This window comes from Pseudomonas farris, from assembly GCF_019145235.1.
In the GTDB taxonomy this organism is placed as follows: Bacteria; Pseudomonadota; Gammaproteobacteria; order Pseudomonadales; family Pseudomonadaceae; genus Aquipseudomonas; species Aquipseudomonas farris.
The window spans coordinates 81408-104713 of sequence record NZ_JAHSTV010000017.1 but is presented as its reverse complement, the minus strand read 5'-3'; the positions used below and the strand labels follow the sequence as shown (position 1 = coordinate 104713).

Sequence of the window (23306 nt, the reverse complement as noted above, 5' to 3'; positions counted from 1 at the left end):
TCTAATTACGCCTTTCTTTCAGAAGGTGCCTTTTTGGCTGCTAAACGTGGAATCCGGCGGGTTACAGGCGGCAATCTCAACACCAACAACAACGCACCTATAGAAGCATAGATTACCCACTCCTTCAGATCGGCACGCACGATCCACAACATATGCAGCAATCCAAACCCGAGAACCACATAGACCAACCGATGCAACTTCCTCCAGCGAGAACCCAAACGCCGCTGACTGTAGCGATTGGAGGTAACCGCCAATGCCAACAAACAGAGAAATCCCAGGACTCCGACAATAATGTACGGCCGCTTACGCAACTCAACCCCCAACTGCGACCAATCAAAACCAAGGATGAACGCTGTGTAACCGCTCAAATGCAGAACCACATAAGCGAAACACCACAAACCCAGCTGCCGTCGAACAGCAATCCACCCCGCCCAACCGGTGAGCTTTTGCAAAGGCGTCATGCTTAATGTAATGAGCAGCAGCACAAGCGCCCCCTGCCCCAGACGGTCAACCAATACCTTGCCAGGATCAGGCCCCAGCACATCCGCCCAGGCCTGATACAACCAAAGCAGCGGCCAAATCGCTGCGGCGATGAAGACGCCAATACGCCAGAACGGATATCGCATCAGTAATTCTTCCGCAGATCGAGCCCTGTATATAGAGAAGCGACTTCATCCGAATAACCATTGAACATTTGCGTGTCCCGCACATTGGGCTTGAACAGCCCACTCGGCAAACGCCTTTCCCGTGCCTGGGTCCAGCGCGGGTGATCGACTGTCGGGTTCACGTTCGCATAAAAACCATACTCATCCGAGGCGATACTCTGCCAGGTAGTTTTCGGCTGCTCGCTGACCAAGCTGATCCGCACGATGGATTTAATGCTCTTGAAGCCGTACTTCCAAGGCACCACCAGACGCAGCGGCGCACCGTTCTGATTCGGCAGCTCACGCCCGTACATGCCCACAGCAAGAATCGCCAACGGATTCATCGCCTCATCCAGACGCAGCCCTTCTACATAAGGCCAGTCAATCAGGGCAAAACCGGAACGCTGCCCGGGCATAGTTTTGGGATCCTGCAAGGTTTCGAAGCGAATGAACTTGGCTTTGGAGGTTGGCTCGACCTCCTTGAGCAAGGCCGAAACAGGAAAACCGATCCACGGAATGACCATCGACCAGGCCTCCACACAGCGAAGGCGATAAATACGCTCTTCCAGCTGATAAGGCTTCATGAAGTCTTCCAGCGCATACCGCCCCGGCTTCCCCACCTCCCCGTCCACCACCACGCTCCAGGGTTCGGTTTTCAGCGCACCGGCGTTGGCCGCGGGATCGCCTTTATCGGTACCGAACTCATAGAAGTTGTTGTAGTGGGTCGCGTCCTTGAAAGGTGTGATCGCCTCGTCTTTGACGTTGATCGCCCCCCATTTAACAGAAGGAAGCTTTTCGGCAAACCAGGACGGCGCCTTGCCAGGCTCGACATCAGCATAACGCGCAACATCGTCGGCACTCGCCCAACGCGGCAGACTGCTCACCGCCAAACCGGCGACGGCGGCACCTAATACACTGCGACGAGAAAGGTAGAGGGATTCAGGCGTGACGTCCGACTCATGACAGTCAGACGCTTTGGGGACTTTGATCAGCATGACAACTCCGCAGCTTTGGAGGACAGATGCACCCATAGACTGCGGAGTATGAGGGAAATTACATCACTCGGCTTTTTTGTGCCGACGAAGGCGCAGCAGGTACTGCACCGGCCCGGAAGCCGCATAAGCAAGGAAAACCAGCAGCAGGATGCGCGGCGGATCACTGAACACTACGGCGAATACCAATACCACTGCGAGGATCGCGACAAAGGGAACGCGCCCTTTCAAGTCCAGCTCCTTGAAGCTGTTGTACTTGATGTTACTGACCATCAGCATGCCAGCGGCGGCAACCATCAGCGCAACCAGGAACGACATCTTGGAACCCTGAATGCCGTAGTCGCTGAATGCCCAGACAATGCCCGCGACCACACCGGCGGCGGCCGGGCTGGCCAGACCGATGAAGTAACGTTTGTCTGCGGTGCCGACCTGAGTGTTGAAACGCGCCAGACGTAACGCCGCCCCCGCTACATAGATGAAGGCGACCATCCAGCCGACCTTGCCCATATCGCCCAGGGCCCAGCCGAATGCCAGCAATGCCGGCGCCACACCAAAGGCAACCATGTCCGACAGCGAGTCGTACTCGGCACCGAAAGCACTTTGGGTATTGGTCATACGGGCAACGCGACCGTCGAGACCGTCGAGCACCATGGCGACGAAAATGGCGATCGCGGCGAACGCAAAATATTTGCTCGCGCCGATGGCATCACCGGCACTCAAGGCACTCTGGGCGCTCATCGAGTTGATGATGGAATAGAACCCTGCGAAGAGGTTCGCAGTGGTGAACAGATTCGGCAGAAGATAGATACCACGATGCCGGACTTTACGGCCTTCAGCATCATGCCCTTCTTCGATGTGTTCATCGATAGGCAGAAGGCTTTCGGCGTCAGAAGCCTGCTTTGGCTCTTCGGGACGTTCGCTCATGGACATTTACCTTGCAACGGGGTGGAAAGTTTCGACAGGTGTCTGGGACGACGGCTCGGCCACAAACAATGCAGCTTTATACCAGAACCGGCGGATCCAAACGAAAAAACGCGGCCTAGGCCGCGTTTTCCGTACAAGCTCGGGACTTAGTTCTTGGCTTTGTCGACGATCTTGTTGGCACCGATCCACGGCATCATGGAGCGCAGTTGCTCACCGATGATTTCGATACCGTGAGCGGCGTTGTTACGACGCTTGGCGGTCATCGAAGGATAGCCGGTGGCGCCTTCGCTGATGAACATCTTGGCGTATTCGCCGTCCTGAATACGTTTCAGGGCGTTGCGCATGGCCTGACGGGATTCGGCGTTGATCACTTCCGGACCGGTCACGTACTCGCCGTACTCAGCGTTGTTGGAGATCGAGTAGTTCATGTTGGCGATACCGCCTTCGTACATGAGGTCAACGATCAGCTTCAGTTCGTGCAGGCATTCGAAGTAGGCCATTTCCGGCGCGTAGCCAGCTTCAACCAGAGTTTCGAAACCGGCTTTTACCAACTCAACGGTACCGCCGCACAGAACGGCTTGTTCGCCGAACAGGTCGGTTTCGGTCTCGTCCTTGAAGGTGGTTTCGATGATGCCGGTACGACCGCCACCAACGCCAGCGGCGTAGGACAGTGCAACGTTTTTGGCATTGCCCGAAGCATCCTGGTAGATAGCGATCAGGTCAGGGATACCGCCGCCTTTGACGAACTCGGAACGCACGGTGTGGCCCGGAGCTTTCGGGGCGATCATGATCACGTCGAGGTCAGCACGTGGCACAACCTGGTTGTAGTGAATCGCGAAACCGTGGGAGAAGGCCAGGGTGGCGCCTTTCTTGATGTTCGGCTCGATTTCGTTCTTGTACAGGGCAGACTGGAACTCGTCCGGGGTCAGGATCATGACCAGGTCGGCAGCCGCTACGGCGGAAGCAACGTCAGTCACTTTCAGGCCGTGGGCTTCAGCTTTGGCAACAGTAGCCGAACCTTTACGCAGACCAACAGTAACGTCAACGCCGGAGTCTTTCAGGTTGCACGCTTGAGCGTGGCCCTGGGAACCGTAACCGATGATGGCAACTTTCTTGCCTTGGATGATCGACAGGTCGCAGTCTTTATCGTAGAAAACTTTCATGAATTTCCCCTCTATATCCTGGCCGTTCAGGCCATTCGCTAATTTGGTTTAGATGCTCAGTACTTTGTCGCCGCGGGCAATCCCGGTGACGCCACTGCGTACGGTTTCCAGAATCGAGGCAGTGCCGATCGATTGAATGAAGCTGTCGAGCTTGTCGCTGGTACCGGTCAATTGAACGGTATACACGCTGGCGCTGACATCAACGATCTGCCCACGATAAATATCGGTGGTGCGCTTGATCTCGGCGCGCTGGGCGCCGGTGGCCTTGACCTTGACCAGCATCAGTTCGCGCTCGATGTGAGCACTCTCCGACAGGTCGACCAGTTTTACCACTTCGATCAGCTTGTTCAGGTTCTTGGTGATCTGTTCGATGACTTCATCATGGCCGACAGTGGTCAGCGTCAGACGCGACAGGGTCGGGTCTTCGGTTGGTGCCACGGTCAGGCTTTCGATGTTGTAGTTGCGCTGCGAGAACAGGCCGACTACACGAGACAGAGCGCCCGGTTCGTTTTCCAGAAGCAAGGAAATAATGTGCCGCATGATTAAGTACGCTCCGTCTTGCTCAGCCACATATCGCGCATGGAGCCGTCTTTGATCTGCATCGGGTAGACGTGCTCGCTGGTGTCGACCGAAATATCGATAACCACCAGGCGATCTTTCATGGCGAACGCCTCTTCCATCTTCGACTTCAAATCTTTCGATTCGGTGATGCGCACGCCAACGTGACCATAGGCCTCGGCCAGCTTGACGAAGTCAGGCAACGATTCCATGTAGGAGTGCGAGTGGCGGCTGCCATAACTCATGTCCTGCCACTGGCGAACCATACCCAGTACACCGTTATTCAGAATGACGATCTTCACCGGCAAACCGTATTGCAGGCAGGTCGACAGTTCCTGAATGTTCATCTGGATGCTGCCCTCGCCCGTTACGCAGGCGACGTCATCATCCGGGAAGCTCAGCTTGATGCCCATGGCCGCCGGAAAACCGAAGCCCATGGTGCCCAGGCCACCGGAGTTGATCCAGCGGTTCGGCTTGTTGAACGTGTAGTACTGCGCGGCAAACATTTGGTGCTGGCCCACGTCGGAGGTCACAAAGGCGTCGCCCTTGGTCACTTCGCACAGGGTTTCGATCACGGTCTGCGGCTTGATTACGCTGCCGTCGCCCTTGTCATAAGGGAACAGGCCGCGGTCACCGCGCCACTCATCGACTTGCTTCCACCAGCTGGCAACGGACTCCTTGTTCGGGGTCTCGCCGATTTCCTTGAGGATCGCGACCATTTCGGTCAGGACACTCTCGACCGGACCGACGATAGGCACGTCTGCCTTGATGGTCTTGGAGATCGAAGCCGGGTCGATGTCGATGTGAATGATCTTGGCATTCGGACAGAACTTGGCCGGGCCGTTGATCACGCGGTCATCGAAGCGCGCGCCGACTGCAAGGATCACATCGGCATGGTGCATCGCCAGGTTGGCGGTGTAGCTGCCGTGCATGCCGAGCATGCCGATGAACTGACGGTCGGTGCCAGGATAGGCACCCAGGCCCATCAGGGTATTGGTCACTGGCAGGTTGAGCATCTTTGCCAGCTCGGTCAGCGGCGCGGAGCCACCACCGAGAATCACGCCGCCGCCCGCATAAAGCACAGGACGCTTGGCCGCCAGGAGCATTTCAGCTGCCTTGCGGATTTGTCCGGAGTGACCGCGAACGGCCGGGCTGTAGGAACGCAGCTTGGCTTTTTTCGGGAAGATGTATTCGAACTTCTCGGCCGGGTTGGTCATGTCTTTCGGAATATCGACAACGACCGGACCAGGACGACCGGATTGCGCCAGGTAGAACGCCTTCTTCATGACTTCCGGGATTTCCGACGCATGCTTGATCATGAAGCTGTGCTTCACGATTGGCCGGGAGATACCGATCATGTCGGTTTCCTGGAATGCATCGGTACCTACCATGGTGCTAGGCACCTGGCCGGAAATGACCACCATCGGAATGGAGTCCATGTAGGCCGTGGCAATACCGGTGATGGCGTTGGTTGCGCCCGGGCCGGAGGTTACCAGTACCACACCGGCTTTACCGGTGGCACGGGCATAGCCGTCAGCCATATGGGTCGCAGCCTGCTCGTGACGAACCAGGATGTGGGTCACTTCCGGTTCTTTGAACAGGGCATCATAGACATGAAGAAGAGCACCACCCGGGTACCCGTAGATATATTTGACGCCTTCGTCACGCAAAAAGCGGACGAGCATCTCACCGCCAGATAAAAGCTCCACGTTGTTCACCTCTAAAACGCCAGAATACCGCCCACATACAAAGAGGACGGGTCTTAATAGGTTTACTTCTCGGCAGAGCATGAGCGACGGTGGTCGCCGACTACGTCAGCACTGACTGAGCAAGTATTGGGATCGTCCCAAGTGTTGCGGGCCTTTCCCACCCAGCGCGAGGTAACGCGTTGCGGGTGTAACAGGTCGGCGCGGATGTGCGCCTCATGATCTACCGAGTGGGTCTGCTTCTGGCAGTCCCTCTACAGCGGACTTTGGATTCTTCTGTTTCGCCCATCGCAAGTCAAGCCGTCAATGTGCTTTATTCGAACTAAGCGCATGAGAACGCAAGAAAAAACCTTTAAACCGCAACTGTGTTAGCTTCGATTGCGCACCCATGACAAGGAAATGGCATGCGAACGTTCTTCTTCACCGCCGGCCTGCTGATCAGCCTGAGCCCTTTGTGCATGGCGGGTCAGATCTATAAATGGGTCGATGCCCAGGGCGTTACTCATTTCGATGCGCAACCGCCCCCAGGCCGGGAGCCCACCCTCGTGGTGACGCCCGCCCCGCCCGTCGGCAAACCGGACACGCCAACGCGCAGCGACGTCATAGGCGATCAACGGGCTATCGACAACAAAGTGAAAAAGCAGGTTGCCGAGCAGCAAGCCCAGCTAAAAGTATTCTGCGAACAGGCCCGAACGAACCTGGCTCAACTGCAGAATAATCCGCGACTACGGGAGGATGTCGACGGTGAGATGCGCCGCCTGACCGACCAACAACGTCAGGAGCGCATCACCGAAGCACAGAAACAGATTGCGAAAAACTGCCAGTAGTTAGCGAGAAGCGGTGATCAACAGGTCGAACTCTTTGAGCAAGACCTGAAGCTGCCGATCCTTGCCCTGGACGTTGCGGGCGGCGAAGACCATTTCGGCCATCTCCTGGATTCCCGACGCGTTGGGCAGCGGCAGATCCTGTTCAAGGATGGTCTTCATCCGCGGCAGGAAGATCCATTGCAGCCATTGCTCGAAATCCAGCGTATCCACCGAAAATGGCTCGACACTGGATAGCGCTTCAGCGGACGGCGCGACTTCGTCCCACCAGCCCTGGACACGCAGTTCGCGTTCGATCAACAGCAACTGCTCGGCAATCTTCGGGAAGCGTGCATCCATCACAGCGAGACCTTGGCCTTCTGACGCGCCAACGCCGCACCGGCGGAGTCACCCTGCTTCTCACGAGCCTGAGCGATCAATCCCCACAAGCTGGCCTGAAGAGCCGGACGACCATTGGCGAACGTCAGACCACGACGAGCGAATTGCTCGGCCTGTGCCGCATCACCTTGAGCCATACGCACCTGGGCCAGGCGATAAAGTACTTGCGGCTCACGCGGTGCGACACGCTGGGCGCGCTCGAGACTGGACGACGCGCCATTAAGGTCGCCGCTGGCCTGTTGCTGCTGGGCAGTGGTCAACAATGCCAGGACCGGACCGTCCAGTTGCTCATCGGCAGACAGGCCGCCGGAGCTCGCCGAAGGAATTCCGCTCGGCGTCGATGGCATGCTGTAGCTGCCCTGGTTGACCGGTGCCGACTGGATCGGCGAGGTATCGATCGGCCCCGGAGTGATCGGGCCTGGGGTAATCGGCGAAGTGCTGATCGGGGCCGAGGAAACCGCGCCACCACCCGGCACCATCACGACAACGCCAGTGTCACCTTGCGGGATTGCCTGAGTCTGGCCTTGCACAGGACGTTTTACCGTCGTCTGACGGTAACCGCCATTGGCCTGTATCCGTTCACTGTTCGAAACGGCGCTGCCGGAATCCACAACCGGAATCGAACCACGCTGTACGGTGGAGCAGCCGCTGAGCAAAGCCACGGCGGTCACTGCTGGAATCAACCACTTGTTCACTTGAAACCCTCTTTGCTTAATTCATCCAGCCCTTGACCCAATCCATCACCGATTCGCCGGAAGCAGGGCCTTCGCCACCGCAAGCGGGACCGGGAGGCGGTTCGCTGCCGCGAATATACGGCATCTGCACCGCACCTGGGCAGCTGCCTTCAGAACCTTGCCCGGTGCGCGAATCGACCCAAGCCTGAACAATGTTGTCCGGCTGCGGCATGTCCAGCGGCAGCGGATCGGCCTTGCGCATGAAACTGGTCCAGACCTGCAATGCACCGGTGGCACCGGTGAACGGCGTCTTGCCGTTATCATCGCGCCCCAGCCAGACCACTGCCAGCAGATCCTGACTGAAACCGGCGAACCAGCTGTCCCGCGAATCGTTACTGGTACCGGTCTTGCCGGCCAGAGTCAGGGTTTTCGGCAACACGTTATAAACCGAGCTACCGGTGCCTTCACGCATGACTCGTTGCATGGCGCTCTGAACCAGGTAAATGGACGCCGGATCGAATTGCTGCTGAATCTGGAACGGATAACGCTTGAGCGGCTCGCCCTCGGCCGTCAGCACGCTACGAATCCCGCGCATCGGCGTATTGAATCCGCCGTTGGCCAGTGTCTGGTACATGGTCGCCACTTCGATCGGGGTCAAGCCACCGGCACCCAGCAACATCGACGGGAACGCGGGGAACTCGCGACTCACCCCAAGGCGTGCCAGGGTTTTGAGGACATTGGGTACACCCACCGCCAAGCCGAGACGCGCGGTCGACAGGTTGTAGGAATGCGCCAGCCCTTGATAAAGGAACACTGTACCGTGGGAACGACGATCATAGTTCTGCGGTTTCCAGACCTGACCGTCCGCGCCTTTGACCGAGAAGGATTCGTCCGACAGCCAACTGGTCAATGTGTACTGGCTCGGCTTCTCAAGGGCTGTCAGATAAACCGCTGGTTTGATCAACGAGCCGATCGGTCGTACCGCGTCGAGCGCCCGGTTGAAACCGGCAAAACCCGCCTGACGGCTGCCAATCATCGCCTGGACTTCTCCGGTTTCCGGGTTGGTCACGACCATGGCCGCCTCAACTTCATCGGAACCCTTGCGCCCGGCCAGACGCTTGAACGTGTCGTTGACCGAGGCTTCGGCTTTCATCTGCAGGATCGGGTCGAAACTGGTGAAAATCCGCAGCCCCTCTTCGGTCAAGTCTTCGTCGCGGTAGTCTTCGCGCAACTGACGTTTAACCAGGTCGAGGAAGCCCGGAAACGAGCTGTCAGCCAACTTGCCGCGAGTGGTCACACCCAGAGGCATTTTCTTCGCCGCCTCAACCTGCTCGGCGGTAGCAACGCCTTGTTCCCCCAGAACATCGAGCACCAGATTGCGCCGCTCCAGCGCCCGCTCAGGGTTGCGACGCGGGTTGTAATAGGACGGCCCCTTGACCATGCCCACCAACAAAGCGACTTGATGCAGTTTCAGCTCGGACAATGGCTGCCCGAAGAAGAACTGGCTGGCCAGGCCGAAACCGTGCACCGCGCGCTGACCATCCTGGCCGACGAACACTTCATTGAGGTAAGCCTCAAGAATTTCGCGCTTGTCGTAATGCAGCTCAAGCAACATCGCCATCATGGCTTCGGTGAGCTTACGGGTCAGGCTGCGCTCGCTGGTGAGGTAGAAGTTCTTGACCAACTGTTGCGTCAGCGTACTGCCGCCCTGGGTCATCTTGCCACCCGAGGTGTTGATGTAGATGGCTCGGGCAATCGATTTCGGCGACACGCCCCAGTGGCTGTAGAAATCCCGATCTTCTACGGCAATCAGGGTTTCGAGCAGATACGGCGGAACCTGATCGATCTTGATCAGGATGCGGTCTTCAAGGTTTTTCGGGTAAATCCCGCCGATCAGCAATGGCTCCAGTCGCACCACAGAAAGCTTCGAACCGTTGGTCGCCGAAAGCTCGGCCACGTAATCGCCGGAGAAGCGCACGCGCACAGGCTGAGCCGTCTCCATGCCTTCATAGAACTGGAAGCCGCGGGTATTCAGGTCGACGGTATTGCCATTGACCGCCGCCGCGCCGGGGCCGTTGCTGACGGCTTCACGTCGGTAGCCCAAGGCATCGAGCTCGGTGAGGAAGTCTTCCTTGCTCAGTTTTTGGCCAGTGAACAGCTCAAGCGGGCGCGCATACACCTTGGCCGGGATGGTCCAGCGCTTGCCGGAGAACTTCTCCTGGACCACAGCGTCGAGGTAAACCGCGAACCCGGCGAGCACCACGAGGCCGACCAGGCTGAGTTTAAGGGCCCAGCCCAGCCAGGGGCGCATGCCCTTGGAAGGTGGTTTTTTAGGAGTGCGGGGGGATCGAGTACGAGTCATGGCGGCGGATTATACGCACTTTATTCATCCTCAACAGAAGCCCGCCGAGGTTTGCGTCGGGCGGACTTGCGGCCATAATGACGGCCTTGAATTTCCCCCAGACTCTGAAGGATCGCCTGTGAGCCAGTCCCTGATCGCTGCCCTGCAAAACCCGGCCCTCTACCCGCATCCCGTAGAAGGGTTCCAGGTCATCGAGACCCATATTTCCTGGGTGCTGCTCACCGGGCCCTATGCTTATAAAGTGAAGAAGCCAGTGAATTTCGGCTTCCTCGACTTCACCAGTCTTGAAGCTCGCAAGCATTTCTGCGCTGAAGAGCTGCGCCTGAACCAGCGCTTGACCCATGATTTGTATCTTGAAGTGTTGCCGATCACTGGCAGCACCGAGGCACCACAACTGGGCGGCGAAGGCCCGGTCGTCGATTACGCCCTGAAAATGCGTCAGTTCCCGCAAAGCCAATTGCTCAGCACCCTGCAAGCCAACGGCGAGCTGACCACTACGCACATCGACGAGATGGCCGCGCAAATCGCTCAATTCCACCTCAGCGCACCGAAAGTGCCTGCCGAACACGAAGCCGGCACGCCGGACAGCGTGATGGCGCCGGTACGGCAGAACTTCGAACAAATCCGTCCGTTCCTCAGCGACAAGGCCGATCTTCTGCAACTCGAAGCGCTGCAAGCCTGGGCCGAAAGCAGCTTCGAGCGCCTCAAGCCGCTGTTCGCCCAGCGCAAGGCCGACGGCTTCATTCGTGAATGCCACGGTGACATTCACTTGGGCAATGCCACCGTGATCGACGGCAACGTGGTGATCTTCGACTGCATCGAGTTCAACGAACCGTTCCGCTTCACCGACGTTTACGCCGACACCGGCTTTCTGGCGATGGACCTGGAAGACCGTGGCCTAAAGAGCCTGGCACGCCGTTTCATCAGCCAATACCTGGAGCTGACCGGCGACTATCAGGGCCTTGAGCTGCTGAACTTCTACAAAGCCTACCGCGCACTGGTTCGCGCCAAGGTCAGCCTGTTCAGCATGCCCGCAGAGGCCGATCCGGTGCAGCGCGCCACCACCCTGCGCCAGTACCGCAACTACGCCAACCTGGCGGAAAGCTACAGCACCATTCCTTCGCGCTTCCTGGCGATCACCCACGGCGTTTCCGCTGTTGGTAAAAGCCACGTGGCCATGCGCCTGGTGGAAGCGCTGGGCGCCATCCGCCTGCGTTCCGATGTCGAGCGCAAGCGTATGTTCGGCGAGCAAGCCGTACCGAACGACCTGCAGGCCGGTATTTATAGCGCCGACGCCAGCGCTGCCACCTACAGCCGTCTGCATGAAATTGCCGAGGTAATTTTGCATGCCGGTTTCCCGGTAGTGGTCGATGCCACGTACCTCAAGCGCGACCAACGCGACGGCGCGGCAAAAATCGCCGAAGCCACGGGTGCACCATTCCTGATCCTCGACTGCGACGCACCGCAAGCGGTAATCGAGAGCTGGTTGAAGCAACGTCAGGCAGACAATAACGATCCATCCGACGCCAACCTGACCGTTATCGCCGCCCAGCAAGCCAGCCGCGAGGCCCTGACGCCAGCAGAAATTCTGTGCAGCAAACGCGTCCAGACCAATGAAAGTGGCACGCTCGATACCGTCGTTGCGCAGATTCGCCAACGCCTGCCAGGCCTGTAAAAAACTATTTCAACCGTGAAGCCTTCACCGGCTTCACGGCTGCCAAATAGTGGCACTATAATGGCGCCATAAAACCATCAGGTGATGCGACATGAGCCAGCCGAAACTTCTCGACACCCCGCTTTATGCCTTGCTGCACAAAGACGACATCACAGGCTTTAACAATGAACGCCCGAAAGATGGACCTATCGACATGGTCGGTGGCGACTTCCGTGGTCTCGATCTGCGTGAACTAAATGCCGACGGCGTCGACTTCACCGATGCCTATTTTCGTTCTGCCGATTTGCGCGGCATCGACTTTCGAAACTCGTCCCTGGAAGGTGCAAGCCTGGCCCACGCGCAGATCTCCGGCGCCTACTTCCCGCCAGAGCTGAGTGCCGATGAGATTCTGATGTCGATGAATTTCGGCACGCGACTGCGTTATCGCACCCGCTAAAAGCGACGTTTCTACCAGGTCCGGCGTCTCTGCTTTGCGCTGGACTCTGTAGTTTTTTTTACCCCTGAAACTCACGCCTTCCGACTGCCCTCGCAGCCTTTTCACGCCGCTTCTTGTGTCCACCTCTTAGAAGCTTTTGCGTCGAAACCGACCAAACAATCACGCTTTTCCTACTGATGGCTACACTGCTGAGAGGCTCGCCCACGCACCGTTCGGCTGTCGCAAGGAGGCTTGATGAATGATGAACTGCAACACCTGAAAAATCTTGGCAAGACGTCGGCGCAATGGCTGCATGCCGTGGGCATCCACAGTGCATCGGACTTGCGTCGGCTGGGAGCTGTGGATGCTTATCGGGCCGTGCGCACGCGCGGTTTTCGGGCTTCCAAGGTGTTGTTGTATGCGATCGAAGGCGCATTGATGGATGTTCACTGGAACGACATTCCCGCCGAACGCAAGGAAGCCTTGAACAAACAGCTGGACGCTATTTCGTCACGCCACAAGATTTGAACGGGTAATTACGCTTACGCACACAGCCTGAAGACCAATGATTGCAGGGCCCTCACCAAGGGAACTGGTGAGATCCACAGAAATTAAAAATCAGCGGTTGACTTGGTAATGAGAATCGCTATGATTATCACAACTGGTCGCGAGACTGGTCGATATTCTGAAAAGCCCTTGGTTCGGACTCTCAGATTATCTCCTCATCAGGCTAATCACGGTTATTTGACCCGGCTCTTGCCGGGTCTTTTTTTGCCTGCGCAAAACTCGCCAGGTTTTACTGCCCTGACTACTTGCCGAACTGTTTACGCATTTGCGCGCAGTAATCCTGCGGTGGCGTGGCAGGCGTATACCAGACGTAATCGGCCATGGCCGGTGTGACCTCAGCGCCCTGCTCTGCCAGCATCAATACCGTTGGCGCTTCAGGCTCATCCAGATCCCGCACATGGATCGGCACCCCGACATCCTTGCGTGCGTGGTACGCGCCAGCAAACAGCAGTGAAGGCGTCGGTGCGGCCAGTAATCGCTCGGCCATCCGCCGGTCACGCTGCTGCTGGACGGCCAGCATCGCGGGCATTTGCGATGTAGGCAGCAAGCCGCAGTGGGAATCGCTGATTTGTGCCAGCAACGTCTCCTTGACCATCGGGGCGTTGGAGCGCGAACCGCTCAATGTCGGCGGTTTGGCATAGACAGTACGGACTTCAAGCGTATCCAGATTAGCCGCCAGCAACGGGTACGGCTGAGTCAGGGCAAAACCAACGATTGGCCCATACAGATTCCAGTCCCAACCCGATTGCCAGGCCAATGCATTGAGCAAGTCAGCAGGTAGCGGTGAAGCATGCCTAACGTGATCGACGCGCGCTTGCTGATCCGGCGTGAGCATTTCCAGCAGCAAACTGCCTTGGGGCCGCCGCTCACCCAGCGCCTGTAATAACCACAATTGCAGTTGATGGTGATCACGATTGTCATGCTGCTCGCCGACGATCAACCGCGAAGGCTTGGCTAACCGTGCAAGCAGTTCCTGCGCTGTCAGGGTTTGGCCGCTGTGCAGGTCCCGGATCTCGCCGCTGACGGGTGGCGGCACCACCGGCACATGCTGACAGGCACTCAGTAACAGCACAGCCAGGATCACCATCACACGCATGTTCTCACCTCGATGAAATGCTCAGCGGGCGATGATCAGCGGATGCCCACGCTCCGGGTGCGGTTGCACCAGTACTTCCAGCCCGAACACGGCCTTGAGCGGTTCCGGGCGCAGCACCTGCTCCGGCGTATCCAGCGCCACGGGCCGCCCTCCTTCGAGCAGTAACAGACGATCACAATAGCGTGCCGCCAGGTTCAGATCATGCAGGATCACCAGCACCGCCGCACCACGATCGGCGAACTCGCGCACCGCTTGCAGAGTAGTGTGTTGATGCAGCGGGTCGAGCATCGACGTCGGTTCATCGAGCAACAACGTTTGCCCCGCTTCCCCCGGCCATAGCTGCGCCAGCACCCGCGCCAAGTGCACCCGCTGACGCTCGCCACCAGACAACGCCAGATAGCTGCGTCCACTCAGGTGTCGCGCATCGGCCGCGTGCAGCGCGGCGGCAACGATCTCGTCATCCCGGACCCGGCCGCTTTGATAAGGCAGACGCCCCATGCCGACCACTTCTTCGACGCGAAAGGCAAAGTCCAGGGTCGACACCTGCGGCAACACCGCCAAACGCTGGGCTCGCTGCGCCCCGGCCCAATGACTCAGCTCGCGCTCATCGAGCCAGACACTGCCATGGTCCGCATGCAATTCGCCACACAGGGCGCCGAGCAATGTGCTTTTGCCGGCACCATTGGGGCCAAGCACGCCGAGGACTTCGCCCGGCTTGAGTTCAAGGGTGATGTCCGTGAGAACAATCTTTCGACCGCGCCGGATTTGCAGATTCTGCGTTCGCAACATCAGGCACGCCCTCTGACCAGTAGATACAGAAAGAACGGTGCGCCGATGAAGGCTGTGACGATCCCGATCGGCAACTCGGCCGGCGCCAGGGCCAGTCGCGCCACCAGATCGGCAAACAATAAGAGACTGGCGCCCGCCAATACCGACGCCGGCAACAGTACACGATGATCGGGGCCGGCCAGCAATCGCACCAGATGCGGCACCACCAGGCCGACAAACCCGATCATCCCCGCTGCCGCTACCGCCGCGCCGACGCCCAGCGCCGTGCAGAACACCAGTTCGCGCTTGAGGCCTTCGACGTCGATGCCCAGGTGACCGGCCTCCGACTCCCCCAGCAACAATGCGTTCAAGGCCTTGGCTCGACGCGGCAACCACAGCGCCACACCGGTACTCACCAGCAGCAACGGCCAAAGTCGCGAATAACTGGCGCCGTTAAGGCTGCCCAGATTCCAGAACGTCAGGGTGCGCAGGGTCGCGTCATCCGCCAGATAGGTGAACAGTCCTACCGCCGAACCGGCCAGGGCAGTCAATGCAATACCGGCCAGCAGCATAGTGGCGACGTTGGTCTGGCCATTGCGTCGCCCCAATCGATACACCAGCGCCGTTACACCCAGCCCGCCGAGAAACGCACACACCGACAACAAATAAGGGCCGAAGGATTCAGGCAGGCCACCGAACACCGAGCCGCCGACAATCGCGATGGCGGCGCCCAATGCCGCGCCACTGGAGACCCCCACCAATCCCGGATCGGCCAGAGGGTTGCGAAACAAGCCCTGCATCGCCACGCCGGACAGCGCCAGCACGCCGCCCACCGCCAAGCCGAGCAAGGTTCGTGGCAATCGAATCTGCCCGAGGATCAGTTCGGCCTGCTCCAGCCCGTCGGGCGCGATTGGCAACCCGATCAGCCGCAACGCCGCGCGCAAGGTATCGAACAACGGCAAACTCACCGGCCCCAACGCCAGCGACAACCAGATCGCCAGCAAACACAGCAGGCTCAGGCCAATGAATAATACACGGGGTTTAACCAGAAGGATCATTGGCCGGTCGTACCGGGATAGAACGCACAGAGCGCAGCAACGCGGGTACTCAGGCGCATAAACAGCTTCCTTTAAAGGTTTTCCCGGGCATCGAGAGGACAAGCCAAGTATCCTCGGCATCCGGCAATCGCCCCTGTGGGCGAACGGCAATTTGATATTTGTTTGCATTTGAACGTCAAGCTCGGACATATCTGGTCACGAGCGAGACTTGAGGATAGACATGAAGCTTCTTTGCACAGGCGCCGAATTGGCTGACGCCAGCAGTCGCGGTTTCGACGTCGACGGTCAGAAGCTCCTGGCCGTACGCCGGGGCGGCCGGGTGTATGTGTATGAAAATCGCTGCCCGCATCGGGGCGTCGGACTGGAATGGAAGCCCGACCAGTTTCTTGACCCCAGCAACAGCCTGATCCAGTGCGCCACCCACGGCGCGTTGTTTCTGATCGAAGACGGCGAATGCGTCGCGGGCCCGTGCGCCGGGCAATCACTGACCACCATCCCCTGCCGCGAAGACGCGCAAGGGATCTGGGTCACGCTCTAAAGCAGCACTTCCAGCCGCCGATCGACCACCATCTCTTCGTGGGTCAGGTGCACGCCATACGCCAGTACTTCGACCCCACACGCCACCGCTTCGCGTAACGCCGCCGCGTAGGCCGAATCAATTTCTTCAGCAGGACGCACGGAGTCGATGCTGGTCAGGTTCACGCAATACAACTGCACCGCACGAATCCCGTCCCGGGCCAAATGCGCCAACTCGCGCAAATGCTTGGCCCCGCGCTGGGTCACCGCATCGGGAAACGCCGCCACCAACGAACCATCGAAGCCCAGGGTGACGCTTTTGACTTCCACATACGCGGGCCCGCTCGGGTAATCGAGACGGAAATCGATGCGGCTGCTTTCCTGACCGTAGGCTACTTCGCGCTTCAGTTCGGTAAAGCCGTTCAGCTCGGTGATGACATTGGCCCGCAACGCCTCCTCAATCAAACCGTTGGCCCGGCCGGTGTTTACGCAGAACAGCCGTCCCTGCGGGGTTTCGCCGACTTCCCAAGTGCCGGGCAACTTGCGTTTGGGGTCGTTGGAACGACTGAACCAGACCTGCCCGCCTTCGACCTGGCAATTAAGCATCGATCCGGTGTTAGGGCAGTGAATAGTCAGCAACTCGCCGCTAACGGTTTCGATATCGGCAAGGAAACGTTTGTAACGACGAATCAGGCGACCTTCTTCGAGGGGAGGATGAAAACGCATCAGCCTTGCCAGCTCCGTAAACCACGAGCGATCCGCTCAACCGCTTCCTGCAAGCGTGGAAGACTTTGGGTGTAGGCAAACCGCACATGATGCCCGGCCTGATAGCGCCCGAAGTCCAGGCCTGGGGTGATCGCAACGTGTTCGGTTTCGAGAAAATGTCGGCAGAACGCGAAGGCATCGCCGCCGAACTTGCTGATATCGGCGTACAAATAGAACGCACCTTCCGGCTCTACAGCGATACCGAAGCCCAACTCCCTCAAGGCTGGCAGCAGGAAATCACGACGTCGGCCGAACTCGGCGCGGCGCTCCTCGAAAATCTGGATGGTGGCGGGTTCGAAGCAAGCCAATGCAGCGTGCTGGGCCATGCTCGGCGCGCTGATGTAGAGGTTTTGGGCGAGCTTCTCCAGCTCACCGACCGCGGCTTCTGGCGCTACCAGCCAACCGAGGCGCCAGCCGGTCATGCCGAAATACTTGGAAAAACTATTGAGGACGAAGGCGCTGTCATCGACTTCCAGCACGCTAGCCGCATCCGTGCCGTAAGTCAGACCATGGTAGATCTCGTCGACCACCAAATGGCCGTGGCGGGCCTTGATCGCTGCAGAGAGCCCGGCCAACTCGTCGCGGGTCAGGATGGTTCCGGTCGGGTTGGCCGGCGATGCAACCAGGGCACCGACGCTGTCATGATCCCAGTGACGTGCGACCAGGTCCGGGGTCAGTTGATAACGCACGTCCGGGCCGACCGGCACCAGTTGCGCCGCGCCTTCCACCAACCGCAAGAAGTGCCGGTTGCACGGGTAACCCGGGTCTGCCAGCAGCCAATGCTTGCCTGGGTCCACCAGCAAGGCACTGGCCAACAGCAACGCGCCTGAACCGCCGGGTGTGATAAGAATTCGTTGCGGATCAATGTTCAGCCCGTAACGCTGCTGATAAAAACCCGAAATGGCCTCGCGCAGCTCGGGAATACCGCGGGCAGCGGTGTAACGAGTCTTCCCCGCCGTCAGCGCGGCTTGGCCGGCCTGGATGATCGGCTCGGCGGTGGTGAAGTCCGGCTCGCCGATTTCCAGGTGAATCACGTCGTGGCCGGCTGCTTGCAGCTCGTTGGCCCGCGCCAGCAGGGCCATAACGTGAAACGGTTCGATAGCGCGACTGCGCGCACTGTAGGACAGAGCCATTAGCCTTCCTTACAACGGGGAAAAGAATCGATTCTACCCAAGCGCAGGAACGAGCGAGAACCTAAAGCAGTCAGAGCCCATATAACGCGGGTCTCAAACAGTTCAAGCGTATGCTCCAGGTTTGACTAAAATCAATAATTGATCAGGTCTCCAGAGCCACCAGGCAAGGCTTTGCAATCTTTTGCAAGGCCCACGGGCCGCGGGCTCGACATCCGGGAGTAGCGCGGTCCGATTTGATCTGGTAAGTTCGCCCGCTTGCAGCCGCAGGGCCGGCAGGTGTCGGTGATGGAGCAATCCTGCGCAATGGATTACAAGAGTAGAGGCGGTCCATTTCATGCCCACCCAAGCAAAGCAACAGCAGAACCAGTCGATCAGCGGCTTCGAACCCTACAAAGAAGTGAAGGGCGAAGAGTACATGGGCAAGCCCATGCGCGCTCACTTCACCAAGATCCTGAACAAGTGGAAACAGGACTTGATGCAGGAAGTCGACCGTACTGTTGATCACATGAAAGACGAAGCGGCCAACTTCCCTGACCCGGCAGATCGTGCCAGCCAGGAAGAAGAATTCAGCCTCGAATTGCGCGCTCGCGACCGCGAGCGCAAGCTGATCAAGAAAATCGACAAAACCCTGCAATTGATCGAAGACGAAGAATACGGCTGGTGTGAGTCCTGCGGCGTCGAAATCGGCGTCAAGCGACTGGAAGCCCGTCCTACCGCCGACATGTGCGTTGACTGCAAGACCCTGGCGGAAATCAAGGAAAAACAAGTCGGCAAGTAATCTTTGCGACTTGAACGAAGAACGGAGCGTGCGAACGCTCCGTTTTTTGTTTCTGAATTTCGCCTCGGCAGAAAACCTGTGGGAGCGAGCCTGCTCGCGAATGCGGTGTGTCAGGCAGCACTAATGTTGGAGCTGATGGCCCCTTCGCGAGCAGTCTCGCTCCCACAGGGACTTGCGCACGACCAGAGAAAGTAACATTCGTCCATGACTGCCACGACTTCCCCTCGCTACATCGGGCGTTTCGCTCCCACACCCAGCGGGCATCTGCATTTCGGTTCACTGGTCGCCGCACTGGCCTCGTACCTCGACGCCCGTTCGGTCGGCGGCCGTTGGCTGGTGCGCATGGAGGATCTCGATCCGCCGCGCGAAGAACCCGGCGCTCAAGCGGCGATTCTCAAGGCACTGGAAAGCTACGGTTTCGAGTGGGATGGCGACATGGTCCGACAGAGTGAGCGGCACGCGGCCTACGACGAAGTCATCAATGGCCTGTTCAATCAGGGCCTGGCCTACGCTTGTACCTGTTCGCGCAAACAATTGGAGCCGTATCACGGCATCTATCCCGGGTTCTGCCGCAACGCGGGGCACGGCACCGAAAACGCAGCGATCCGCCTGCGTGTACCGGAGCTGGAATACCACTTCATCGACCGGGTGCAGGGCGAATTCCGTCAACATCTCGGCCGGGAGGTCGGCGATTTTGTGATCCGCCGTCGAGATGGGCTCTACGCCTATCAATTGGCGGTGGTGCTGGACGACGCCTGGCAAGGCATCACCGATATCGTGCGCGGTGCCGATTTGCTGGATTCCACGCCGCGCCAGCTCTATCTGCAAGAGCTGCTCGGCCTGCCGCAGCCACGCTACCTGCACATCCCGCTGATTACCCAGCCGGACGGCCACAAACTCGGCAAATCCTATCGCTCGCCGCCGCTGACCGAAGATCAGGCCACGCCGCTGTTGCTGCGTGCATTGCGGGCGCTGGGGCACAAACCTGCGACCGAACTGAATGACGCCACGCCACGGGACGTGCTGAACTGGGGCATTGCCCACTGGGATGCATCGCTGATCCCGCGCACACTGACGTTGCCTGAAGCGCAACTGCAGTGATGCCACTTGCAGTGGCGCGCCCATCCGTTACCATCGCCGCACGTTTTCGGGCACGCGCATAAAAAAGAGAGGCCGGGATGTACATCTATCGCTTGGTCCTGCTCCTGGTAGTGGGGATTTATCTGTTCTCCCCGGCCATCATGGATTGGTGGATCGACGCCACGGGCGCCTGGTATCGCCCTTATTTGCTCTGGCTGATTCTGATTGTCGTGACCTTCATTCTGCAGAGCCAAAAAGATGCCGATGAGCTTTAGCCTGACCCAGATGATCCTGATCAGCGCCGCGTACCTGGCGGTGCTGTTCGGCGTGGCCTGGATCAGCGAACGGGGCATGATCCCCCGGGCGATCATTCGCCACCCGCTGACGTACACCCTGTCGCTGGGCGTTTACGCCAGTGCCTGGGCGTTTTACGGCACGGTGGGCCTGGCCTATCAGTACGGCTACGGTTTTCTGTCCAGCTACCTCGGGGTTTCCGGGGCCTTTCTGCTGGCACCGGTACTTTTGTACCCGATCCTGAAAATCACCCGCACTTATCAGCTCTCGTCCCTGGCCGACTTGTTCGCGTTTCGTTTCCGCAGCACTTGGGCCGGCGCACTGACGACCATTTTCATGCTGATCGGCGTGTTGCCGTTGCTGGCGTTGCAGATTCAGGCAGTGGCCGACTCCATCAGCATCCTCACCCGCGAGCCGGTGCAGCATCGCGTGGCCTTGAGCTTCTGCGCACTGATTACGCTGTTCACGATTTTCTTCGGCTCACGCCACATCGCTACCCGCGAGAAACATGAAGGCCTGGTGTTTGCGATTGCCTTCGAGTCGGTGATCAAACTGATCGCGATTGGCGGTGTCGGTCTGTATGCGCTGTATGGCGTGTTCGACGGCCCGCAGCAGCTGGAACTGTGGCTGCTGCAAAATCAGACCGCCCTCGCCGCCCTGCACACGCCCTTGCAGGAAGGCCCGTGGCGCACGCTGCTGCTGGTGTTCTTCGCTTCGGCGATCGTGATGCCGCACATGTACCACATGACCTTTACCGAAAACCTCAACCCGCGCTCGCTGGTCAGTGCGAGCTGGGGTCTGCCGCTGTTTCTGCTGTTGATGAGCCTCGCGGTGCCGCTGATTCTCTGGGCCGGGCTGAAACTCGGCGCCACGACCAATCCGGAATACTTCACCCTGGGCATCGGCATCGCCGCCAACAGCAAAGCCCTGGCGCTACTGGCGTATGTCGGCGGATTGTCGGCGGCCAGCGGCCTTATCATCGTCACCACGCTGGCGCTGTCCGGGATGGCGCTGAACCATCTGGTGCTGCCGCTCTATCAGCCGCCGGCCGAAGGCAATATTTACCGTTGGCTGAAATGGACCCGCCGGGCGCTGATCGTCGCAATCATCATGGCCGGTTACGGTTTCTACCTGATGCTGGGCGCCGAGCAGGATCTGGCTAACCTAGGCATCGTCGCCTTCGTCGCCACGTTGCAGTTCCTGCCGGGGGTGTTGTCGGTGCTGTACTGGCCGACTGCCAACCGTCGCGGCTTCATCGCCGGCCTGCTGGCGGGGATTCTGGTGTGGCTGGTGACCATGCTGCTGCCGCTGGTCGGCAATCTGCAGGGCTTCTACATTCCACTGCTGAACATGATTTACGTGCTGGACGACACCAGCTGGCACATGGCAGCGATTGCCTCGCTGGCCGCCAACGTGCTGATGTTCACGCTGATCTCGTTGTTCACCAACGCCAGCCCCGAAGAGGCCAGCGCCGCCGAAGCCTGCGCGGTGGACAACGTTCGCCGCCCGCAACGTCGCGAACTGCATGCCGCCTCGCCCCAGGAATTTGCCACACAGCTTGCAAAACCATTGGGCGCCAAGGCAGCGCAGAAAGAAGTCGAACAGGCGCTGCGTGACCTCTATCTGCCGTTCGATGAACGCCGGCCATACGCCTTGCGCCGTCTGCGTGATCGTATCGAAGCCAACCTTTCCGGCCTGATGGGGCCGAGCGTGGCGCAGGACATGGTCGAAACCTTCCTGCCCTACAAGGCTGGCGGCGAAAACTACGTCACCGAAGACATCCACTTCATCGAAAGCCGCCTTGAGGACTACCACTCGCGCCTCACCGGTCTTGCCGCCGAGCTCGATGCCCTGCGCCGCTACCACCGCCAGACCTTGCAGGAATTGCCGATGGGCGTGTGCTCGCTGGCCAAGGATCAGGAAATCCTCATGTGGAACAAAGCCATGGAGGAACTGACCGGGATTGCCGCGCAGCGTGTGGTCGGTTCGCGTCTGAGCACCATTGGCGATCCGTGGAGAGAACTGCTGCAAGGCTTCATCAATCTGCCGGACGAGCATTTGCACAAACAGCACCTGGCCCTCGACGGTCAGACGCGTTGGCTGAACCTGCACAAAGCGGCGATCGATGAACCGCTGGCGCCGGGTAACAGCGGCCTGGTGCTGCTGGTGGAAGATTTGACCGACACCCAGATGCTCGAAGACAAACTGGTGCACTCCGAACGCCTGGCCAGCATCGGCCGACTGGCGGCCGGCGTGGCCCATGAAATTGGCAACCCGATCACCGGCATTGCCTGTCTCGCGCAAAACTTGCGCGAAGAGCGTGAAGAAGACGCCGAACTCACGGAAATCAGCGGGCAGATCCTCGAGCAGACCAAACGCGTGTCACGCATTGTTCAGTCGCTGATGAGCTTCGCCCATGCCGGCAGTTATCAGCACACTGACGAGCCCGTCTGTCTGGCAGAAGTGGCCCAGGATGCCATCGGCCTGCTGGCCTTGAACCGGCGCAATTTCGAAGTACAGTTCTATAACCTGTGCGATCCCGACCATTGGGTCGAAGGTGACCCGCAGCGGCTCGCCCAGGTATTGATCAACCTGCTCTCAAACGCCCGCGACGCCTCGCCTCCGGGCAGTGCGGTACGAGTCAAAAGCGAAGCCGGCGAACACACGGTCGATCTGATCGTCGAAGACGAAGGCAGCGGTATACCCTCGAGCATCATGGACCGATTGTTCGAACCTTTCTTCACCACCAAAGACCCTGGCGAAGGCACCGGTCTGGGCCTTGCACTGGTCTATTCCATCGTTGAAGAGCATTATGGACAAATCACCATCGACAGCCCGGCTGATGTTCAAAGCCAACGCGGCACCCGTATCCGGGTAACTTTGCCACGTCATGTCGAAGCGACGTCCGCTGTGAACTGAGACCGTCGAGAGTATCG

At 59.0% G+C, this 23306-nt stretch carries 23 protein-coding genes; 9 read left to right on the top strand and 14 right to left on the bottom strand.

Going from position 1 to position 23306, the window contains the following annotated elements; genetic code table 11:
• Nucleotides 1–5 precede the first annotated feature (5 nt).
• The 6 genes from msrQ to KVG95_RS27910 all read right to left on the bottom strand — a co-directional run bounded on the left by msrQ (nt 6) and on the right by KVG95_RS27910 (nt 5990).
• Entirely contained in the window at nt 6–626 is a 621-nt protein-coding gene (gene msrQ / locus KVG95_RS27935) for a protein-methionine-sulfoxide reductase heme-binding subunit MsrQ (protein WP_217858694.1), read from the bottom strand.
• Nucleotides 626–1639 (bottom strand): protein-methionine-sulfoxide reductase catalytic subunit MsrP, encoded by a 1014-nt coding sequence (msrP, locus tag KVG95_RS27930; RefSeq protein ID WP_217858693.1) that lies wholly within the window; start codon nt 1637–1639, stop codon nt 626–628. Before msrP ends, msrQ begins: the two co-directional genes overlap by 1 nt.
• A 63-nt stretch (nt 1640–1702) precedes the next feature.
• Nucleotides 1703–2560: a CDP-diacylglycerol--serine O-phosphatidyltransferase gene (pssA, locus tag KVG95_RS27925; RefSeq protein ID WP_008006914.1), complete on the bottom strand. Its 858-nt coding sequence runs from the start codon at nt 2558–2560 to the stop codon at nt 1703–1705.
• A gap of 146 nt (nt 2561–2706) precedes the next feature.
• Complete coding sequence (ilvC, locus tag KVG95_RS27920; protein ID WP_003185459.1) at nt 2707–3723, bottom strand: ketol-acid reductoisomerase; 1017 nt, start codon at nt 3721–3723, stop codon at nt 2707–2709.
• A 48-nt stretch (nt 3724–3771) separates the two neighbouring features.
• Nucleotides 3772–4263, bottom strand: coding sequence for an acetolactate synthase small subunit (ilvN, locus tag KVG95_RS27915; protein WP_003176102.1), 492 nt, complete (start codon nt 4261–4263; stop codon nt 3772–3774).
• Nucleotides 4264–4265: 2 nt separating this feature from the next.
• Entirely contained in the window at nt 4266–5990 is a 1725-nt protein-coding gene (locus KVG95_RS27910; protein WP_217858692.1) for an acetolactate synthase 3 large subunit, read from the bottom strand.
• A 401-nt stretch (nt 5991–6391) separates the two neighbouring features.
• On the opposite strand from KVG95_RS27910, the gene KVG95_RS27905 reads away from it, so the two are divergent.
• Nucleotides 6392–6814, top strand: a complete 423-nt coding sequence (locus tag KVG95_RS27905; protein ID WP_217858691.1) for a DUF4124 domain-containing protein — start codon at nt 6392–6394, stop codon at nt 6812–6814.
• Here KVG95_RS27905 and KVG95_RS27900 read toward each other — a convergent pair whose 3' ends face one another.
• Genes KVG95_RS27900 through mrcB form a run of 3 tightly spaced genes read right to left on the bottom strand, consistent with a single transcriptional unit; the run spans nt 6815 to nt 10225 of the window.
• Nucleotides 6815–7150, bottom strand: coding sequence for a YqcC family protein (locus KVG95_RS27900; protein WP_123361256.1), 336 nt, complete (start codon nt 7148–7150; stop codon nt 6815–6817).
• A complete protein-coding gene (locus tag KVG95_RS27895) occupies nt 7150–7884 on the bottom strand; it encodes a tetratricopeptide repeat protein (protein ID WP_217858690.1) in 735 nt (244 codons plus the stop codon). Before KVG95_RS27895 ends, KVG95_RS27900 begins: the two co-directional genes overlap by 1 nt.
• 16 nt (nt 7885–7900) lie before the next feature.
• Nucleotides 7901–10225, bottom strand: a complete 2325-nt coding sequence (gene mrcB / locus KVG95_RS27890) for a penicillin-binding protein 1B (RefSeq protein ID WP_217858689.1) — start codon at nt 10223–10225, stop codon at nt 7901–7903.
• Nucleotides 10226–10343: 118 nt separating this feature from the next.
• Between mrcB and KVG95_RS27885 the strand changes: the two genes are divergently transcribed.
• The 3 genes from KVG95_RS27885 to KVG95_RS27875 all read left to right on the top strand — a co-directional run bounded on the left by KVG95_RS27885 (nt 10344) and on the right by KVG95_RS27875 (nt 12843).
• Nucleotides 10344–11900, top strand: coding sequence for a bifunctional aminoglycoside phosphotransferase/ATP-binding protein (locus KVG95_RS27885; RefSeq protein WP_217858688.1), 1557 nt, complete (start codon nt 10344–10346; stop codon nt 11898–11900).
• Between the two features lie 91 nt (nt 11901–11991).
• The gene (locus KVG95_RS27880) at nt 11992–12336 is read left to right on the top strand and encodes a pentapeptide repeat-containing protein (protein WP_052967693.1); all 345 of its coding nucleotides are present in this window, start codon (nt 11992–11994) and stop codon (nt 12334–12336) included.
• Nucleotides 12337–12570: 234 nt separating this feature from the next.
• Complete coding sequence (locus KVG95_RS27875; protein ID WP_007902045.1) at nt 12571–12843, top strand: TfoX/Sxy family protein; 273 nt, start codon at nt 12571–12573, stop codon at nt 12841–12843.
• Between the two features lie 280 nt (nt 12844–13123).
• On the opposite strand, the gene KVG95_RS27870 is transcribed toward KVG95_RS27875, so the two are convergent.
• From KVG95_RS27870 to KVG95_RS27860, 3 genes are read right to left on the bottom strand one after another with little or no spacing between them, the layout of a single operon-like run.
• Nucleotides 13124–13978: a ChaN family lipoprotein gene (locus tag KVG95_RS27870; protein ID WP_217858687.1), complete on the bottom strand. Its 855-nt coding sequence runs from the start codon at nt 13976–13978 to the stop codon at nt 13124–13126.
• Between the two features lie 21 nt (nt 13979–13999).
• Nucleotides 14000–14767 (bottom strand): heme ABC transporter ATP-binding protein, encoded by a 768-nt coding sequence (locus tag KVG95_RS27865; protein WP_217858686.1) that lies wholly within the window; start codon nt 14765–14767, stop codon nt 14000–14002.
• A complete protein-coding gene (locus KVG95_RS27860) occupies nt 14767–15750 on the bottom strand; it encodes a FecCD family ABC transporter permease (protein WP_217858697.1) in 984 nt (327 codons plus the stop codon). The genes KVG95_RS27865 and KVG95_RS27860 overlap by 1 nt, the downstream gene beginning before the upstream one ends.
• A gap of 274 nt (nt 15751–16024) precedes the next feature.
• On the opposite strand from KVG95_RS27860, the gene KVG95_RS27855 reads away from it, so the two are divergent.
• Nucleotides 16025–16342 carry a Rieske (2Fe-2S) protein gene (locus KVG95_RS27855; protein WP_217858685.1) on the top strand — a complete coding sequence of 106 codons (318 nt, stop codon included), beginning with the start codon at nt 16025–16027 and terminating at the stop codon, nt 16340–16342.
• On the opposite strand, the gene sfsA is transcribed toward KVG95_RS27855, so the two are convergent.
• Nucleotides 16339–17046, bottom strand: a complete 708-nt coding sequence (gene sfsA / locus KVG95_RS27850; protein WP_217858684.1) for a DNA/RNA nuclease SfsA — start codon at nt 17044–17046, stop codon at nt 16339–16341. The genes KVG95_RS27855 and sfsA overlap by 4 nt on opposite strands.
• On the bottom strand, nt 17046–18218 hold the full coding sequence (locus tag KVG95_RS27845) for a pyridoxal phosphate-dependent aminotransferase (protein WP_052967680.1): 1173 nt from the start codon (nt 18216–18218) through the stop codon (nt 17046–17048). Before KVG95_RS27845 ends, sfsA begins: the two co-directional genes overlap by 1 nt.
• 334 nt (nt 18219–18552) lie before the next feature.
• Between KVG95_RS27845 and dksA the strand changes: the two genes are divergently transcribed.
• The 4 genes from dksA (at nt 18553) to KVG95_RS27825 (ending at nt 23289) form a co-directional block, all read left to right on the top strand.
• Nucleotides 18553–18996 carry an RNA polymerase-binding protein DksA gene (gene dksA, locus KVG95_RS27840; protein WP_030130357.1) on the top strand — a complete coding sequence of 148 codons (444 nt, stop codon included), beginning with the start codon at nt 18553–18555 and terminating at the stop codon, nt 18994–18996.
• A gap of 204 nt (nt 18997–19200) precedes the next feature.
• Complete coding sequence (gluQRS, locus tag KVG95_RS27835; protein WP_217858683.1) at nt 19201–20097, top strand: tRNA glutamyl-Q(34) synthetase GluQRS; 897 nt, start codon at nt 19201–19203, stop codon at nt 20095–20097.
• Nucleotides 20098–20174: 77 nt separating this feature from the next.
• The gene (locus tag KVG95_RS27830) at nt 20175–20351 is read left to right on the top strand and encodes a hypothetical protein (protein WP_003176118.1); all 177 of its coding nucleotides are present in this window, start codon (nt 20175–20177) and stop codon (nt 20349–20351) included.
• On the top strand, nt 20335–23289 hold the full coding sequence (locus tag KVG95_RS27825) for a sensor histidine kinase (protein ID WP_217858682.1): 2955 nt from the start codon (nt 20335–20337) through the stop codon (nt 23287–23289). Before KVG95_RS27830 ends, KVG95_RS27825 begins: the two co-directional genes overlap by 17 nt.
• The last annotated feature ends 17 nt before the right edge of the window (nt 23290–23306 follow it).

Excerpts from the sequence above, each read along its gene's own strand:
- KVG95_RS27865 (WP_217858686.1), bottom strand. The coding sequence starts at position 14,767 with ATGTTGCGAACGCAGAATCTGCAAATCCGGCGCGGTCGAAAGATTGTT.
- KVG95_RS27825 (WP_217858682.1), top strand. The coding sequence starts at position 20,335 with ATGCCGATGAGCTTTAGCCTGACCCAGATGATCCTGATCAGCGCCGCG.
- msrQ (WP_217858694.1), bottom strand. The coding sequence starts at position 626 with ATGCGATATCCGTTCTGGCGTATTGGCGTCTTCATCGCCGCAGCGATT.
- KVG95_RS27875 (WP_007902045.1), top strand. The coding sequence starts at position 12,571 with ATGAATGATGAACTGCAACACCTGAAAAATCTTGGCAAGACGTCGGCG.
- ilvC (WP_003185459.1), bottom strand. The coding sequence starts at position 3,723 with ATGAAAGTTTTCTACGATAAAGACTGCGACCTGTCGATCATCCAAGGC.
- sfsA (WP_217858684.1), bottom strand. The coding sequence starts at position 17,046 with ATGCGTTTTCATCCTCCCCTCGAAGAAGGTCGCCTGATTCGTCGTTAC.
- KVG95_RS27905 (WP_217858691.1), top strand. The coding sequence starts at position 6,392 with ATGCGAACGTTCTTCTTCACCGCCGGCCTGCTGATCAGCCTGAGCCCT.
- mrcB (WP_217858689.1), bottom strand. The coding sequence starts at position 10,225 with ATGACTCGTACTCGATCCCCCCGCACTCCTAAAAAACCACCTTCCAAG.
- KVG95_RS27900 (WP_123361256.1), bottom strand. The coding sequence starts at position 7,150 with ATGGATGCACGCTTCCCGAAGATTGCCGAGCAGTTGCTGTTGATCGAA.
- KVG95_RS27880 (WP_052967693.1), top strand. The coding sequence starts at position 11,992 with ATGAGCCAGCCGAAACTTCTCGACACCCCGCTTTATGCCTTGCTGCAC.
- pssA (WP_008006914.1), bottom strand. The coding sequence starts at position 2,560 with ATGAGCGAACGTCCCGAAGAGCCAAAGCAGGCTTCTGACGCCGAAAGC.
- KVG95_RS27870 (WP_217858687.1), bottom strand. The coding sequence starts at position 13,978 with ATGCGTGTGATGGTGATCCTGGCTGTGCTGTTACTGAGTGCCTGTCAG.
- dksA (WP_030130357.1), top strand. The coding sequence starts at position 18,553 with ATGCCCACCCAAGCAAAGCAACAGCAGAACCAGTCGATCAGCGGCTTC.
- ilvN (WP_003176102.1), bottom strand. The coding sequence starts at position 4,263 with ATGCGGCACATTATTTCCTTGCTTCTGGAAAACGAACCGGGCGCTCTG.
- msrP (WP_217858693.1), bottom strand. The coding sequence starts at position 1,639 with ATGCTGATCAAAGTCCCCAAAGCGTCTGACTGTCATGAGTCGGACGTC.
- KVG95_RS27855 (WP_217858685.1), top strand. The coding sequence starts at position 16,025 with ATGAAGCTTCTTTGCACAGGCGCCGAATTGGCTGACGCCAGCAGTCGC.
- KVG95_RS27830 (WP_003176118.1), top strand. The coding sequence starts at position 20,175 with ATGTACATCTATCGCTTGGTCCTGCTCCTGGTAGTGGGGATTTATCTG.
- KVG95_RS27845 (WP_052967680.1), bottom strand. The coding sequence starts at position 18,218 with ATGGCTCTGTCCTACAGTGCGCGCAGTCGCGCTATCGAACCGTTTCAC.
- gluQRS (WP_217858683.1), top strand. The coding sequence starts at position 19,201 with ATGACTGCCACGACTTCCCCTCGCTACATCGGGCGTTTCGCTCCCACA.